At 67.5% G+C, this 13,385-nt stretch carries 12 protein-coding genes; 1 reads left to right on the forward strand and 11 read right to left on the reverse strand.

From position 1 onward, the window contains the following. Positions 1–59 precede the first annotated feature (59 nt). Positions 60–914: a LysR family transcriptional regulator gene (locus ACFXHA_RS33860; protein ID WP_379363386.1), complete on the reverse strand. Its 855-nt coding sequence runs from the start codon at positions 912–914 to the stop codon at positions 60–62. 111 nt (positions 915–1,025) lie between these two features. Between ACFXHA_RS33860 and ACFXHA_RS33865 the strand changes: the two genes are divergently transcribed. Then, positions 1,026–1,742: an SDR family oxidoreductase gene (locus tag ACFXHA_RS33865; protein ID WP_379363388.1), complete on the forward strand. Its 717-nt coding sequence runs from the start codon at positions 1,026–1,028 to the stop codon at positions 1,740–1,742. 141 nt (positions 1,743–1,883) lie between these two features. Here ACFXHA_RS33865 and kstD read toward each other — a convergent pair whose 3' ends face one another. The 10 genes from kstD to uvrC all read right to left on the reverse strand — a co-directional run bounded on the left by kstD (position 1,884) and on the right by uvrC (position 13,326). Beyond that, on the reverse strand, positions 1,884–3,560 hold the full coding sequence (gene kstD / locus ACFXHA_RS33870; RefSeq protein WP_379363390.1) for a 3-oxosteroid 1-dehydrogenase: 1,677 nt from the start codon (positions 3,558–3,560) through the stop codon (positions 1,884–1,886). A 51-nt stretch (positions 3,561–3,611) separates the two neighbouring features. Next, positions 3,612–4,205, reverse strand: a complete 594-nt coding sequence (locus ACFXHA_RS33875; protein ID WP_379363392.1) for a TetR/AcrR family transcriptional regulator — start codon at positions 4,203–4,205, stop codon at positions 3,612–3,614. Between the two features lie 136 nt (positions 4,206–4,341). Then, positions 4,342–4,764 (reverse strand): nitroreductase family deazaflavin-dependent oxidoreductase, encoded by a 423-nt coding sequence (locus ACFXHA_RS33880; RefSeq protein WP_379363394.1) that lies wholly within the window; start codon positions 4,762–4,764, stop codon positions 4,342–4,344. Positions 4,765–4,835: 71 nt separating this feature from the next. Continuing rightward, on the reverse strand, positions 4,836–5,621 hold the full coding sequence (tpiA, locus tag ACFXHA_RS33885; protein ID WP_379363396.1) for a triose-phosphate isomerase: 786 nt from the start codon (positions 5,619–5,621) through the stop codon (positions 4,836–4,838). 3 nt (positions 5,622–5,624) lie between these two features. Next, entirely contained in the window at positions 5,625–6,836 is a 1,212-nt protein-coding gene (locus ACFXHA_RS33890; protein WP_379363398.1) for a phosphoglycerate kinase, read from the reverse strand. 6 nt (positions 6,837–6,842) lie between these two features. Beyond that, complete coding sequence (gap, locus tag ACFXHA_RS33895; protein ID WP_379363400.1) at positions 6,843–7,859, reverse strand: type I glyceraldehyde-3-phosphate dehydrogenase; 1,017 nt, start codon at positions 7,857–7,859, stop codon at positions 6,843–6,845. A gap of 212 nt (positions 7,860–8,071) precedes the next feature. Continuing rightward, positions 8,072–9,055, reverse strand: coding sequence for a DNA-binding protein WhiA (gene whiA, locus ACFXHA_RS33900; protein ID WP_120736392.1), 984 nt, complete (start codon positions 9,053–9,055; stop codon positions 8,072–8,074). Beyond that, the gene (gene yvcK, locus ACFXHA_RS33905) at positions 9,046–10,104 is read right to left on the reverse strand and encodes a uridine diphosphate-N-acetylglucosamine-binding protein YvcK (protein ID WP_379363402.1); all 1,059 of its coding nucleotides are present in this window, start codon (positions 10,102–10,104) and stop codon (positions 9,046–9,048) included. Before yvcK ends, whiA begins: the two co-directional genes overlap by 10 nt. Next, on the reverse strand, positions 10,101–11,081 hold the full coding sequence (rapZ, locus tag ACFXHA_RS33910; protein WP_379363404.1) for an RNase adapter RapZ: 981 nt from the start codon (positions 11,079–11,081) through the stop codon (positions 10,101–10,103). The genes yvcK and rapZ overlap by 4 nt, the downstream gene beginning before the upstream one ends. A 244-nt stretch (positions 11,082–11,325) precedes the next feature. Next, positions 11,326–13,326: an excinuclease ABC subunit UvrC gene (gene uvrC, locus ACFXHA_RS33915; protein ID WP_379363406.1), complete on the reverse strand. Its 2,001-nt coding sequence runs from the start codon at positions 13,324–13,326 to the stop codon at positions 11,326–11,328. Positions 13,327–13,385: the final 59 nt, after the last annotated feature.

Here is a 13,385-nt window from a genome sequence, read left to right on the forward strand (position 1 = left end):
TTACGGGATCCGTCGCGTGGAATCGAGATCAGACACGATTGGACGGTGTAGATCGAAAGTTACTGGGCCGCAAGGAGTGCGAATTCCTCGGCCAACGGGACCGGGCGGTCGGCAGACCAGGCCAGGCTCACCTGTAGGGGTGCGAGGTCGGGGACCGGGATGTAGGCAATGTCCGGGCGAGTGTAGAACGTCATCACCGACAGCGGCAGGAACATGATGCCGCTGCCCGCCGCGACGTGTTCGAGCTTCTCCTCGACACTCCGGAAGACCGGGACGGTCGGACGGTCGGTTTGCAATTCGACTGCCAGCGCGCGCCATTCGGGGATCGTGTCGGGATCCTGCAGCAGGTGCTCGTGCGCGAGATCCGCGACGGAGACCGTGTCCTTGCCCGCGAGCCGGTGGTCGGCGGGCAGAACGACCACGCGCGGCTCCGTGTAGAGCGGGCGCACGATGAGGCCGTGCGGATCGATGGGCAGCCGCACGACACTGACGTCCACTTGACCGTCATGCACCACCTCGACCTGGTCGAACCAGCCGGTGCGGACCAACTCGACGCGCAGTCCGGGATGGCGGTCGGTGAGGGCGCGCACGGCGGCGGTCACGATCAGGCCGGGCATGAATCCGACGGTGAAGGTATCACCGCCCTGGGCCGCGCGAATCACCCTGCGCTGCAAGGCGTCCGCCGACGCCAGCAGCGGCTTCGCATCCAACAGCAGCTGCTCCCCCGCCGCCGTCAGCGCCGTCCCGCGGCGATCCCGGGCGAAGAGCTGCGCGCCGAGCTCCTCTTCGAGCGCGCGGATCTGGCGCGACAGCACCGGTTGCGCGATGAACAGCAGCTCGGCCGCGCGACCGAAGTGCAGGTGTTCGGCCACGGCCACGAAATAGCGCAGCTTGCGCAGATCCACATCGCTCATGATGCCCTCAGGGTATTACAGGCGGCGCGATAGGTCTTGGACGGGAGACCCTCGCAAAACCGAAGGTAGAGAGGCAAACGCAGACAGTATTTCCGCGAAAGGAACATCAGAATGTCTCTCGACGGACAGCGCATCGTCATCCTCGGCGGCACCTCCGGCATCGGCTATGCCGTAGCCGATGCGACCGCCACCCGGGGCGCGAAGGTCACCGTCGTCTCCAGTCGGCAGGCCAATGTGGATCGGGCCGTCGCCGACCTGCCCACCGGTGTCACCGGCGTGGTCGCGGACCTCAACGACACCAACCGGATTCGCTCGATGTTCGACGAACTCGGGGCCATCGACCACCTCGTCTACACCGCGGGCGAGGCGCTGCTGCTCTCCCCCGTCGCCGATGTGGATATCGACGCGGCCCGGAAGTTCTTCGAACTCCGGTACTTCAGCGTGCTGGCGGCCGTCCAGGCGGCGGCCCCGCACCTGCGGGAGAACGGATCCATCACCCTGACCACCGGCACCGCCGGGCCCCGACCGGTGCCGGGCTCCTCGGTCACCTCCAGCGTGTGCGGCGCGGTGGAGGCGCTGACCCGGGCGCTGGCAGTCGAACTCGCCCCGATCCGGGTCAACGCCGTGATGCCCGGCGTGGTCCGCTCGCCACTGTGGAACTTCCCCGAGGACCTGCGCGAGCAGTTCTACGCCGACACGGCCGCGGCCACTCCCCTGCACCGCATCGCCGAGGTGGACGACATCGCCGCCGCATTCGTCTTCTTCCTCACCCAGCCCCACGCCACCGGCACCATCCTTCCTCTCGACGGCGGCGCGGTTCTCGCCTGAGCCGGCCGATGTCGAGCCGCTTCACGACGATCGCCGCCCGGCGGGCCGGCCGGAATTCACTGTGCCCGGCGCGATCCCGGCCCGGCTACCCGCTGCGTCCGGGGCAGGCCGTCGAGCGGGGGGCCCTCGCTCACACCGCGCCTACAGTGCGGCGTGGCGGGCAGCAAGGTAACCGAAGACCAGCGCGGGGCCGATCGTCGCGCCGGGGCCCGCGTAGGTGTGGCCCATGACGGGGGCGGCGGAATTGCCTGCGGCGTACAGGCCGTCGATCACCGAGCCGTCGGCGCGCCGGACACGGGCGTCGACGTCGGTGGTCAGGCCGCCCTTCGTGCCCAGGTCGCCGGGGACCAGTTTCGCCGCGTAGAACGGGCCCGCCTCGAGTGCACCGAGGTTCGGGTTCGGGTGGTTGCGGGGGTCGCCGTAGTAGTTGTCGTAGGCGCTGTCGCCGCGGCCGAAGTCGGGATCCTTACCGTCGTGGGCGAATTCGTTGAAGCGGGTCACCGTCGCGGTGAGTTTCTCGACCGGGAGGCCGATCTGCTCGGCGAGTTCGGGGAGCGAGTCGGCCTTGGTCAGCGCGCCGGACTTGTACCACCGGCCGGGCAGGGCCTGCCGGGGTGCGATGCCGGCGAACTGGTAACGGTTGCGGTAGCGCTGGTCGAAAATCAGCCAGGCGGGCAGGTTTTCGCCGGGACCCTCGCCCTGGCCGTGCGTGCCGCCGTACATGCTGTGGACGGCCTCGACGTAGGGCAGGCATTCGTTCATGAAGCGTTCGCCGCGATCGTTGACGACCAGGCTGCCGGGCAGGTTGCGTTCGGCCAGACAGAACCAGGCCTTACTGGGGAGCGGGATCGACGGGCCCCACCAGGCGTCGTCCATGAATCCGACTGCACCACCGACGGTTTGACCCGCGCGGATGCCGTCGCCGGTATTGGCTCGCACACCGACCGTCCAATCGGTGCCGATCGGCTCGCGCTGGAACTGCTTGCGCATCACCTCGTTGTGCTCGAATCCGCCCGCGGCGATCACCACGCCGCGCCGGGCGACGATCACCTGTTCGCGACCGTCCCGTTGCACCACGACACCGGTCACCCGTCCGCCCTCGGTGCACAGCTCGATCAGCGGAGTCTCCAGCCACAGTGGCACATTCGCCGATTGCAAACCCGCCCGCAGCATGGCGCTGAGCGCTTGACCACGGACGAGCACACGCCGTCGCAGCACCGTCGCAGCCAGCCATCGACCGGCGATCCCCAGCACGGCGAGCGGGCCGCGCACCGTGCGCAACCCCAGGTTCAGGTGCCGGAATTCGGCCTGGGTGATCACGACGTTCTTGGGCGCTCGCACGTAATCCGGTTCCAGCGCGGCCGCTTCGGCACCGAGGACGTTGGCGTTGAACGGCACGGGCTCGATCGACCGACCGTGCGCGCGGCCGCCGGGGGCTTCCGGGTAGTAGTCGGAATAGCCTGGTACCCAGCGCATCCGCAACGGCGAATGCTCGGTCATGAAATCGAAGGCCTCCGCGCCACGGTCGAGATAGGTGTCGATCAGCGCCGGATCCACGCCCGGCCCGATGATGTCCTCCAGATAGGTTCGGGCCGCCTCCAGGTCATCGGCGGGCGCGTCCCGCCGCAGCACCGAGTTGCCCGGAATCCACACGCCACCACCGGATCTCGCGGTGGAACCGCCCCAGTGCCGCGCCTTCTCGACGATGACCGCCGACAGTCCGTGGTGGGCCGCTGTCAGCGCCGCGGCCATGCCCGCCGCCCCCGACCCCACCACGATCAAATCGAACGTCTCGGCAGTTTCCCTGTCGTCCAGCATGTTTCCTCTATCTCCGTGATTCATTTGTATTTCCCCGCGCCCGAGGGCTTTTCAGCCCACGTGCCGCCAGCGCTCACCGACGACAGCGCCGAGGGCACCCTCGACGCATACCGCCAGCGACATCTCCGGATGCTCGGAGTTCCGAAGCCATTGCAGGTAGCCGAATTCCGCCGCCGCGAGCATCAGATGCACGAGCAGTCCGGGCGTGCTGTCCGCCCCCGGATCCCGCCCCATCCGCTCCCCCACCAGCTCGACCAGTCGTCCCCGATGCTCGGCGCTGATCAGCGCCACCCGCTCCAGCAGATGCGGAGCCGTCGCGAACGCGGCCCGCCACTGCTCGAGTTCGGCCGCCGCCAGCGTGGTGGAGCGCGCCAGAATCGCCTGCGCCAGAGCCACATCCGCCGGTTGATCGGCGTCCTGATCCTCGAGCAATGGCGCGATCCCCGCCCCACCTTCGCGCACGGGATCCAGCAGCAGATCTTCCTTGCTGCGCACATGCCGGAAGTACGTGCTTGCCGAAACCCCGGCCGCCGCCGCGATCTGCTCGGTGGTCACCTCGGCGAAGCCCTTCTCGGCGAACAACTCGTAGGCCGCCCGCTGGATCTCGTCCCGAACCTGCCGACGTTGCCGCTCCCGCAATGACATTCGTCCTCCTTCATCCATTGCCAGTGTCTACCGATATGACAGTTACTGTCAAGAAGCGAGGAAATGTCGCGATCATGGGCATGAAAAAGGCGGTCGCGGCCGGAAATCCTCCGGCCACGACCGCCCGTGCGTTGCGCTAGGACCGGCGCAGGGCCAGCACCGGGATGGTCCGGATGCCCGCGGTCTTCTCGGCGTAGCCCGCGAAGCCCGGGTAGCGGGTGGCCTGGGTGTCGTAGATGCGGTCCCGGTCCGAGCCGGTGACCTCGGAGACGGCGACCGGGAAAGTCTCGGTGCCGACCTCGACATCGGTCTTCCCGGCGTCGGTGAGGTTGTAGTACCAGGCCGGGTTGTTCGGTGCGCCCGCCGCCGAGGCGAAGATGTAGAGCAGGTTCGGGTCCTGGTCATCGGCCTGGTACATCAGGGGCGTCACGCCCTGTTTGCCCGACTTACGGCCGCGGTGGTGGACCAGGATCATGGGAGCTCCCTCGAAAGGTCCGCCGACGCGGCCCTCGTTGGCGCGGAACTCGTTGATGATGTTGGTGTTCCAGTCGTCGCTCATGATCGCCATTGTGCCGAAAAGGGCCGGGCATCCGATGGATGCCCGGCCCTAATTCTTGGCAACGGAGACCGTTACGGCAGCGGACCGCCCGCGGCGATCGCCGAGAGGGTCGCGAACTCGTCGCCCTTGAGCGACGCGCCGCCGACCAGAGCGCCGTCGATGTCGGTCTGGCCGACCAGCTCGCCGACGTTCTTGGCATTGACCGAACCGCCGTAGAGGACGCGGACGCCCGCGGCCACTTCGGGATTCGCCAGCTCGGCAAGTTCCTTGCGGATCGCGCCGCAGACTTCCTGCGCATTGGCCGGGGTGGCGACCTTGCCGGTGCCGATGGCCCAGACCGGCTCGTAGGCGATGACGACCTTGGAGATCTCCTCGGCGGTCAGGCCCTTGAGCGAGCCGCGCAGCTGCTCGAGGTTGTAGGCCACGTGGGTCTGGGTCTCGCGCACACCCAGGCCCTCACCGATGCAGACGATCGGCGTGATGCCGTACTTGAGCGCCTGCTTGGTCTTGGCCAGCACGGTCGCGTCGTCCTCGAGATGGTACTGACGCCGCTCGGAGTGGCCGACCACGACGAACGAGCAGCCCAGCTTCGCCAGCATGGAACCGCTGATCTCGCCGGTGTAGGCGCCCTCGTCGTGGGTGGACACGTCCTGCGCACCGTAGGTGAGCAGCAGCCGGTCACCCTCGACCAGCGTCTGCACGCTGCGCAGGTCCACGAACGGCGGGATCACCGTGACGTCGACCTTGTCGAAGTACTTCTCCGGCAACGCGAAGGCGATCTTCTGCACCAGCGAGATGGCCTCGAGGTGGTTGAGATTCATCTTCCAGTTGCCGGCGATCAAAGGCTTACGTGCCATGGTTCAGTCCTCCAGAACCGAAAGGCCCGGAAGTTCCTTGCCCTCCAGGTATTCCAGCGACGCGCCGCCGCCGGTGGAGATGTGCGAGAAACCGTCGTCGGGCAGGCCGAGGGTGCGCACCGCCGCGGCGGAGTCACCGCCGCCGACGACCGTGAACGCGCCCTTGCCGGTGGCCGTGGCGATCGCCTCGGCGACACCGCAGGTACCGGCCGAGAACGCCTCGAACTCGAACACGCCCATCGGGCCGTTCCAGAACACCGTCTTGGCCTCGGTCAGCAGCGCCGCGAAACGCTTGGTCGACTCCGGACCGATGTCCAGACCCATCCAGCCGTCGGGAATCTCGTTGGCCGCCACCGTCTTCGACTCCGCGTCGGCCGCGAACTTGTCGGCCACGATGATGTCGACGGGCAGGTGGATGACGTCGCCGTACTTGTCCAGCAGGTCCTGGCAGGTTGCGATCATCTCCTCCTGCAGCAGCGAGGTGCCCACCGAAAGGCCCTGTGCGGCAAGGAAGGTGAAGCACATGCCGCCACCGATGACCAGCGTGTCGACCTTCGGCGCGAGCGCCTCGATGACCGCCAGCTTGTCGGAGACCTTCGAACCGCCGAGCACGACCGCGTACGGCCGCTCGGTGTCGGTGGTGAGCTTGCGCAGCACCTCGGTCTCGGCCGCGACCAGGTTGCCCGCGTAATGCGGCAGCAGCTTGGCCACGTCGTAGACCGACGCCTGCTTGCGGTGCACCACACCGAAGCCGTCGGACACGAAAGCGCCGTCGTCGCCGACGAGTTCGACCAGGGCCTTGGCGAGCTTGGTCCGCTCGGCCTCGTCCTTGCTGGTCTCGCGCGGATCGAAACGCACGTTCTCGAGCAGCATCACGTCGCCGTCGGTGAGGCCCTCCGAGCGCGAGAGCGCGTCGTAGCCCACCACGTCACCGGCCAGCTGGACATTGCGGCCCAGCTCCTCGGCCAGTCGCGCGGCGACAGGTGCAAGGGAGAACTTCGGATCCGGCTCGCCCTTCGGGCGGCCCAGGTGCGCGGTCACGACGACCTTGGCACCGGCCTCGGCCAGCGCCTTGATGGTCGGCGCGGACGCGATGATGCGGCCCGGGTCGGTGATGACGCCGTTGTCGAGGGGCACGTTGAGGTCGGAGCGCACGAGTACGCCCCGGCCCTCGACACCCTCGTTCAGCAGATCCTGGAGTGTCTTGATCGTCATCGGCGCTTAGAGGGACTTGCCGACGAGGCCGATGAGGTCGGCGAGGCGGTTGGAGTAGCCCCACTCATTGTCGTACCAGGAGGCGACCTTGACCTGGTTGTCGATGACCTGGGTCAGCGGCGCGTCGTAGATCGAGGAGTGCGGGTCGGTCACGATGTCCGAGGAGACGATCGGGTCGACGTTGTACTTCAGGATGCCCTTCATCGGGCCCTCGGCGGCGGCCTTCATGGCGGCGTTGACCTCGTCGACGGACGCGGCCTTGCGCAGGTCCACGGTCAGGTCGGTGAGCGAACCCGTCGGGACCGGCACGCGCAGCGCGTAACCGTTGAGCTTGCCGAGCAGCTCGGGCAGCACCAGGCCGATGGCCTTGGCGGCACCGGTGCCGGTGGGCACGATGTTCAGCGCGGCGGCGCGGGCGCGACGCAGATCCTTGTGCGGCGCGTCCTGCAGGTTCTGGTCCTGGGTGTAGGCGTGAACCGTGGTCATCAGGCCACGCTCGATGCCGAAGGAGTCGTTGAGCACCTTGGCAATCGGGCCCAGGCAGTTGGTGGTGCACGAGGCGTTCGAGATGATGTTCTGCGAGCCGTCGTACTTGTCGTCGTTGACGCCCATCACGATGGTGATGTCCTCGTCCGAGGCGGGCGCGGAGATGATGACCTTCTTGGCGCCGGCGGCCAGGTGGCCCTTCGCCTTGGCGGCGGCGGTGAAGATACCGGTGGACTCGACGACCACGTCGACACCCAGGTCGCCCCACGGCAGGGCCGACGGGCCTTCCTTGATCTCGAGCGCGCGGATGCGCTGATCGCCGACGACGATGTACTCGCCGTCCAGGGAGACGTCCTGCGGCAGACGGCCGAGGATCGAGTCGTACTTCAGCAGGGTGGCAAGGGTCTTGTTGTCGGTCAGGTCATTGACCGCCACGATCTCGATGTCTGTGGTGCCGAGGGCCTTCTGCGCCTCGACGGCGCGGAAGAAGTTGCGCCCGATGCGGCCGAAGCCGTTGATCCCTACCCGGACAGTCACGTTTTCGCTCCTCAGCTTTGCGGATCGTTTCCGTTGCGCGTCTAACCCTAGACCTGTAACGGAAACATCACGGACACACCCCCGCCACGGTGAACTACGAAACGTTCACTTTCGTCACACACGACGGAAGCGCCGCAACCGCAACGGTTGCGACGCTTCCGATCGGAATAACTCGACGGTTGTGAGCGAGTTTACTCAGGCGCGAGCGTGATTCACGCCTCTTCGAGCAGCTCTGCGGTGACCGCACTTTCGGTGTCTGGCACGCCGAGTTCCTTGGCACGCCGGTCCGCCATCGACAGCAGCCGCCGAATCCGGCCCGCCACAGCGTCTTTGGTCATCGGCGGATCGGCCAGCTGGCCGAGCTCCTCCAGTGACGCCTGCCGATGCAGCACGCGCAGCTTGCCCGCGGCCGCCAGGTGGTCGGGTACATCGTCGGACAGTATTTCCAGGGCGCGCTCCACGCGAGCCGCGGCGGCCACGGCCGCGCGGGCCGAACGACGCAGGTTCGCGTCGTCGAAGTTGGCCAGCCGGTTGGCCGTCGCCCGGACCTCGCGGCGCATGCGCCGCTCCTCCCAGGTGAGCCGGGTGTCCTGCGCACCCATGCGGGTGAGCAGGGCGCCGATGGCCTCACCGTCGCGTACCACCACGCGATCGGTGCCGCGCACTTCGCGCGCCTTGGCCGAGATGCCCATGCGCCGGGCGGCACCCACGAGGGCCAGTGCGGCCTCGGGTCCCGGGCAGCTCACCTCGAGCGCGGAGGAACGACCGGGTTCGGTGAGCGAGCCGTGCGCGAGAAACGCTCCGCGCCAAGCGGCTTCGGCGTCACCGATGCTGCCGCCGACCACCTGCGCGGGCAGACCCCGCACCGGCCGACCACGCACATCGAGTAACCCGGTCTGGCGCGCCAGCGCCTCGCCCTCCTTGGAAACTCGCACCACATACCGGGAGGTTTTCCGGAGTCCGCCCGCGCCTAGGACATGCACGTCCGAGCCATAGCCGTACAGCTCGAAGATTTCCCGGCGCAGCCGGCGCGCGATGGAACCCATGTCCACCTCGGCCTCGACGATCACGCGACCGCCGACGATGTGCAATCCACCGGCGAACCGCAGTAGCGCGGACAGTTCCGCCTTGCGCGAACTCACCTGTGATACAGAGAGTCGGCTCAGCTCGTCCTTCACTTCCGCTGTCATCGCCACGAGACGCGCTCCTTTCCACCCAACCCGGACCGCACGCGTTGGCCCATATGCCGTCCTTCGATTCGAAGCCCTGCCAATTCCGGCCGAGGTTGCCGGATCACCTGATCCAGTGCGGCGGCAAGCTTTCCGGGGTGGTGCCGGTCCGTCCCCGCCTCGGCGACATCAGCGAAGGTTACTCGCGCACGCAGCTGTTCGGCAGCTCTTGCCAGATGTTCGCGTTCCCTACCCTCGGGTACGGAACCCGAGTCCACCAAAACATGGTCGACTGTGAAATCCGGTGCGTGCTGGGACAATACATGCAGGTGCCGCTCCGCGGAGAATCCGGCCGTTTCGCCCGGTTCGGCAGCGAGGTTGAGCACCAGCACTTTCCGCGCACGCGTGTGCAACAGCGCTTCGTGCAATTCGGGCACGAGCACATGCGGGATGACACTCGTGAACCAGCTACCGGGGCCCAGCACCACCACGTCGGCGTGCTCGATGGCCGAGGTCGCCTCCGGACAGGCGGGTGGATCCGACGGGATCAGCCGCACCCGGCGCACCTTGCCCGGCGTGGTCGCCACCGCAACCTGACCGCGAATGCAGCGGCTGACTCTCGGATCGCCTTCCAGGCCAGAGACATCCGCCTCGATGGTGAGCGCGATGGGCGACATGGGTAGCACCCGGCCGGTGATCCGCAGAATCTTTCCGGCCTCGTCGAGGGCGGCGACCGGATCGCCGAGCTCCTCGGTGAGACCGGCCAGAATCAGATTGCCGACCGAATGCCCGGCCAGTGCGCCGGTGCCGCCGAAGCGATGTTGCAAGGTTCGCGCCCAGATGCCGTCGGCCTCTTCGGCCAAGGCCGCCAAGGCCATTCGCAGATCGCCCGGGGGCAGCATGCCGAGCTCGGAACGTAGGCGGCCCGAGGACCCGCCGTCGTCGGCGACGGTCACCACCGCGGTGATCTTGCGAGTCAACCGCCGGATGGCGGTCAGCGTCGAGTACAGGCCGTGGCCGCCACCGAGCGCCACGATGGCCGGATTGGTGGTCCGGCCGGAATCGTTCTCACTCATTCCCGCCCCAGATCCCGATGAACCACGCGCACCACGTCACCCGACTCGTTGTCGGCCAGGGCGTCTCCCAGCGCCTCCGAAATCGCCACACTGCGGTGCTTGCCGCCGGTGCAGCCCACTGCCACGGTCATGTATCGCTTCCCCTCTTGCCGGTAGCCCTCGGTCGTCAGGTCGACGAGATGCCGCGCGGTGCCCAGATAGTCCTGAGCGCCGGGGCGCGACAACACATACTCACTGACCGGGGCGTCCTGTCCGGTCTTTTCGCGGAGTTCCGGAATCCAATGCGGATTCGGCAGGAATCGCAGATCGAACACCATGTCGGCGTCGAGCGGGACTCCGTATTTGAAACCGAACGATTGAACGGTCAGCTGCAGCACGGTGGCGGCGTCGCCGCCGTAGACCTCCTCGAGCTTGCGGTGCAGCTGGTGGATCGACAGCTCGGTGGTATCGATGACCACGTCGGCTGCCGTCTTCACCGGGGATAGTCGCCGCCGCTCCGCGGCGATGCCGGCGGTCAGGGTGCCGTCGGCGCTGTCGCTCTGCAGCGGATGCCGACGTCGCGCGAATCCGAAGCGACGGATCAGCACATCGTCGGAGGCTTCCAGGAACAGGATGCGGGTGCGCACACCCGCGGTCCGTAGCTGTTCGCCCACCGCCGCGAGGTTTCCGGTGAAGAAGCGGTTGCGCACGTCCATGACGAGCGCGAGTTTGCGGATGGGCGGTTCGGCGCTGCCGCCGAGTTCGACCATGCGCCCGATCAATTCGGGCGGGAGGTTGTCGGCCACGTAGTAGCCGAGGTCTTCGAGCACCTTGGCGGCGGTACCGCGACCCGCACCAGACAGGCCGGTCACGATCACGACCTCCACCGGTGTCGATTCGGATGCCGACCGTCCGCGCCGGGCCGTCGGCTGGGTCTCACCTGTTTGAGATGTCTTGCTGTTTTCGGCCGTATGGGTATTGGCTTCGACGCGCGTCATGTCCTACCGGTTCGTGTCTGAGGTTCCCTCGATCATCCTGCACCGATGTCCGGAAACGCGGCAGGCGCACGAAGGGAGCGAGACCTAGCTGTGATTTCTGCTCCCGACCAGCACACGCGGCGTGTCGCAAATTTCCCGATCGGCGTGTCGCACTCTACCCGGTGCGTCACCGTTCGACGCGCCACGGCGCGCGGACAACGCGCCACACCGCATTCGACCTTGGATCTGCGCCCGGGGACGATCTCTACTGGGCCTGCAGGGCGGCCAGTACCGCCTTCGCGGTGGCCACTCCGATGCCCGGGACCTCGGTGATCTGCTCCACCGTAGCCTGCTTGAGCTTGGCGACCGACCCGAAGTGCTGAACCAGCGCCGTCTTTCGGGTGGCTCCCAGACCCGGCACCGAATCCAGCACCGATTCCGTCATCCGCCGCGACCGCTTGGACCGGTGGAAGGTGATGGCGAAACGGTGCGCCTCGTCGCGTACCCGCTGCAGCAGATAGAGGGCTTCGCTGGTGCGCGGCATGATCACCGGGTCCGCCTCGTTGGGCACCCACACCTCTTCCAGGCGCTTGGCCAGGCCGATGACCGCGACATCGGTGATGCCCAGTTCGTCGAGCACCTCGGCGGCGGCGTTCACCTGGGGTGCGCCACCGTCGACGACGTAGAGGTTGGGTGGGTAGGCGAAGCGGCGCGGGCGGCCGGTCTTCGGGTCGATGCCCGGGGGCAGGTCGGAATCGATTGGCTCCGAACCGGATTCGAGCTCGGCCGCCTCGGCGGCGTCCAGATCCCGGCGCAGCTTCCCGAAGCGCCGCCGGGTCACCTCCGCGATGCTGCCGACATCGTCGGAGCGGCCGTCACCGGCGGCCTCCTTGATGCCGTAGTGGCGGTACTCGGATTTACGGGCCAGCCCGTCCTCGAAGACGACCAGCGAGGCCACCACATCGGTGCCCTGTACGTGCGAAATGTCCACACATTCGATTCGCAGCGGGGCGCTGTCGAGATCCAGGGCGTCCTGCAGCTCCTGCAGTGCGGCCGAGCGAGCAGTCAAGTCCCCGGCGCGCTTGAGCTTGTGCTGGGCGAGCGCTTCCTGGGCGTTGCGCTGGACGGTTTCGGCCAGGGCCTTCTTGTCCCCGCGCTGCGGGACCCGCAACTGCACGGCCGAGCCGCGCAGGCCGGAGAGCCAATCCTGTACCTGCTCATGGTCATCCGGCAGCGCCGGGACCAGCACCTCACGCGGGACCACGGCACCGGGCTGGGACTCGCCGCTCTGCGCGGCGACCGCGGTCTGTTCGCCGTAGAACTGGGTGAGGAACTGTTCGACCAGGACCGGGAGCTCGCCGCCGGTCCCCACCGCGTCGATGGCGTCGCCGGACTTGTCGACCACCCAGCCGCGCTGGCCGCGCACGCGACCGTCGCGGACGTGGAAGATCTGCACCGCCGCCTCGAGTTCGTCGAGAGCGAAATCGATGACATCGGCATCGGTGCCGGTCCCGAGCACCACCGCCTGCTTCTCCAGCGCGCGTTTGAGCGCCTGCACGTCGTCGCGCAGGCGGGCGGCGTTCTCGAAGTCGAGTTCGTCGGCGGCCTCGTGCATGCGCCGTTCGAGCTGCTTGACCAGGCGGTCCGTCTTGCCTGCGAGGAAGTCGCAGAAGTCGTCCACGATGTCGCGATGCTCGGCCGCGCTCACCCGGCCGATGCAGGGCGCGGAGCACTTGTCGATGTAGCCGAGCAGGCACGGACGCCCGATCTGGCTGTGCCGCTTGAAGACTCCCGCCGAACAGGTGCGCACCGGGAAGACACGCAACAGCAGATCAAGGGTTTCGCGAATGGCCCAGGCATGGGCGTAGGGGCCGAAGTAGCGGACACCCTTCTTGCGCGCGCCCCGGTAGACGAACACCCGGGGGTACTCCTCGTCGAGGCTGACCGCCAGCACCGGATACGACTTGTCGTCGCGGTAGCGGACATTGAAGCGCGGATCGAATTCCTTGATCCAGTTGTATTCCAGCTGCAGCGCTTCCACCTCGGTGGACACCACGGTCCACTCGACCCCGGCCGCCGTGGTCACCATCTGCCGGGTGCGCGGGTGCAGCCCGGCGACATCCGCGAAATACGAGTTCAGGCGGCTGCGCAGGCTTTTCGCCTTGCCGACGTAGATGACCTGCCCGAACTTGTCCCGGAACTTGTAGACGCCGGGTTCGACGGGAATGGTGCCCGGAGCGGGCCGGTAGGTCGCGGGATCTGCCACCCGTCCAGGGTAGTCAGTACCCCCGACAGCCATCCGCACCCCCGACAGCCATCCACGAC

Origin of the sequence: Nocardia sp. NPDC059240, from assembly GCF_042753865.1 — a bacterium.
Lineage (GTDB): Bacteria > Actinomycetota > Actinomycetes > Mycobacteriales > Mycobacteriaceae > Nocardia.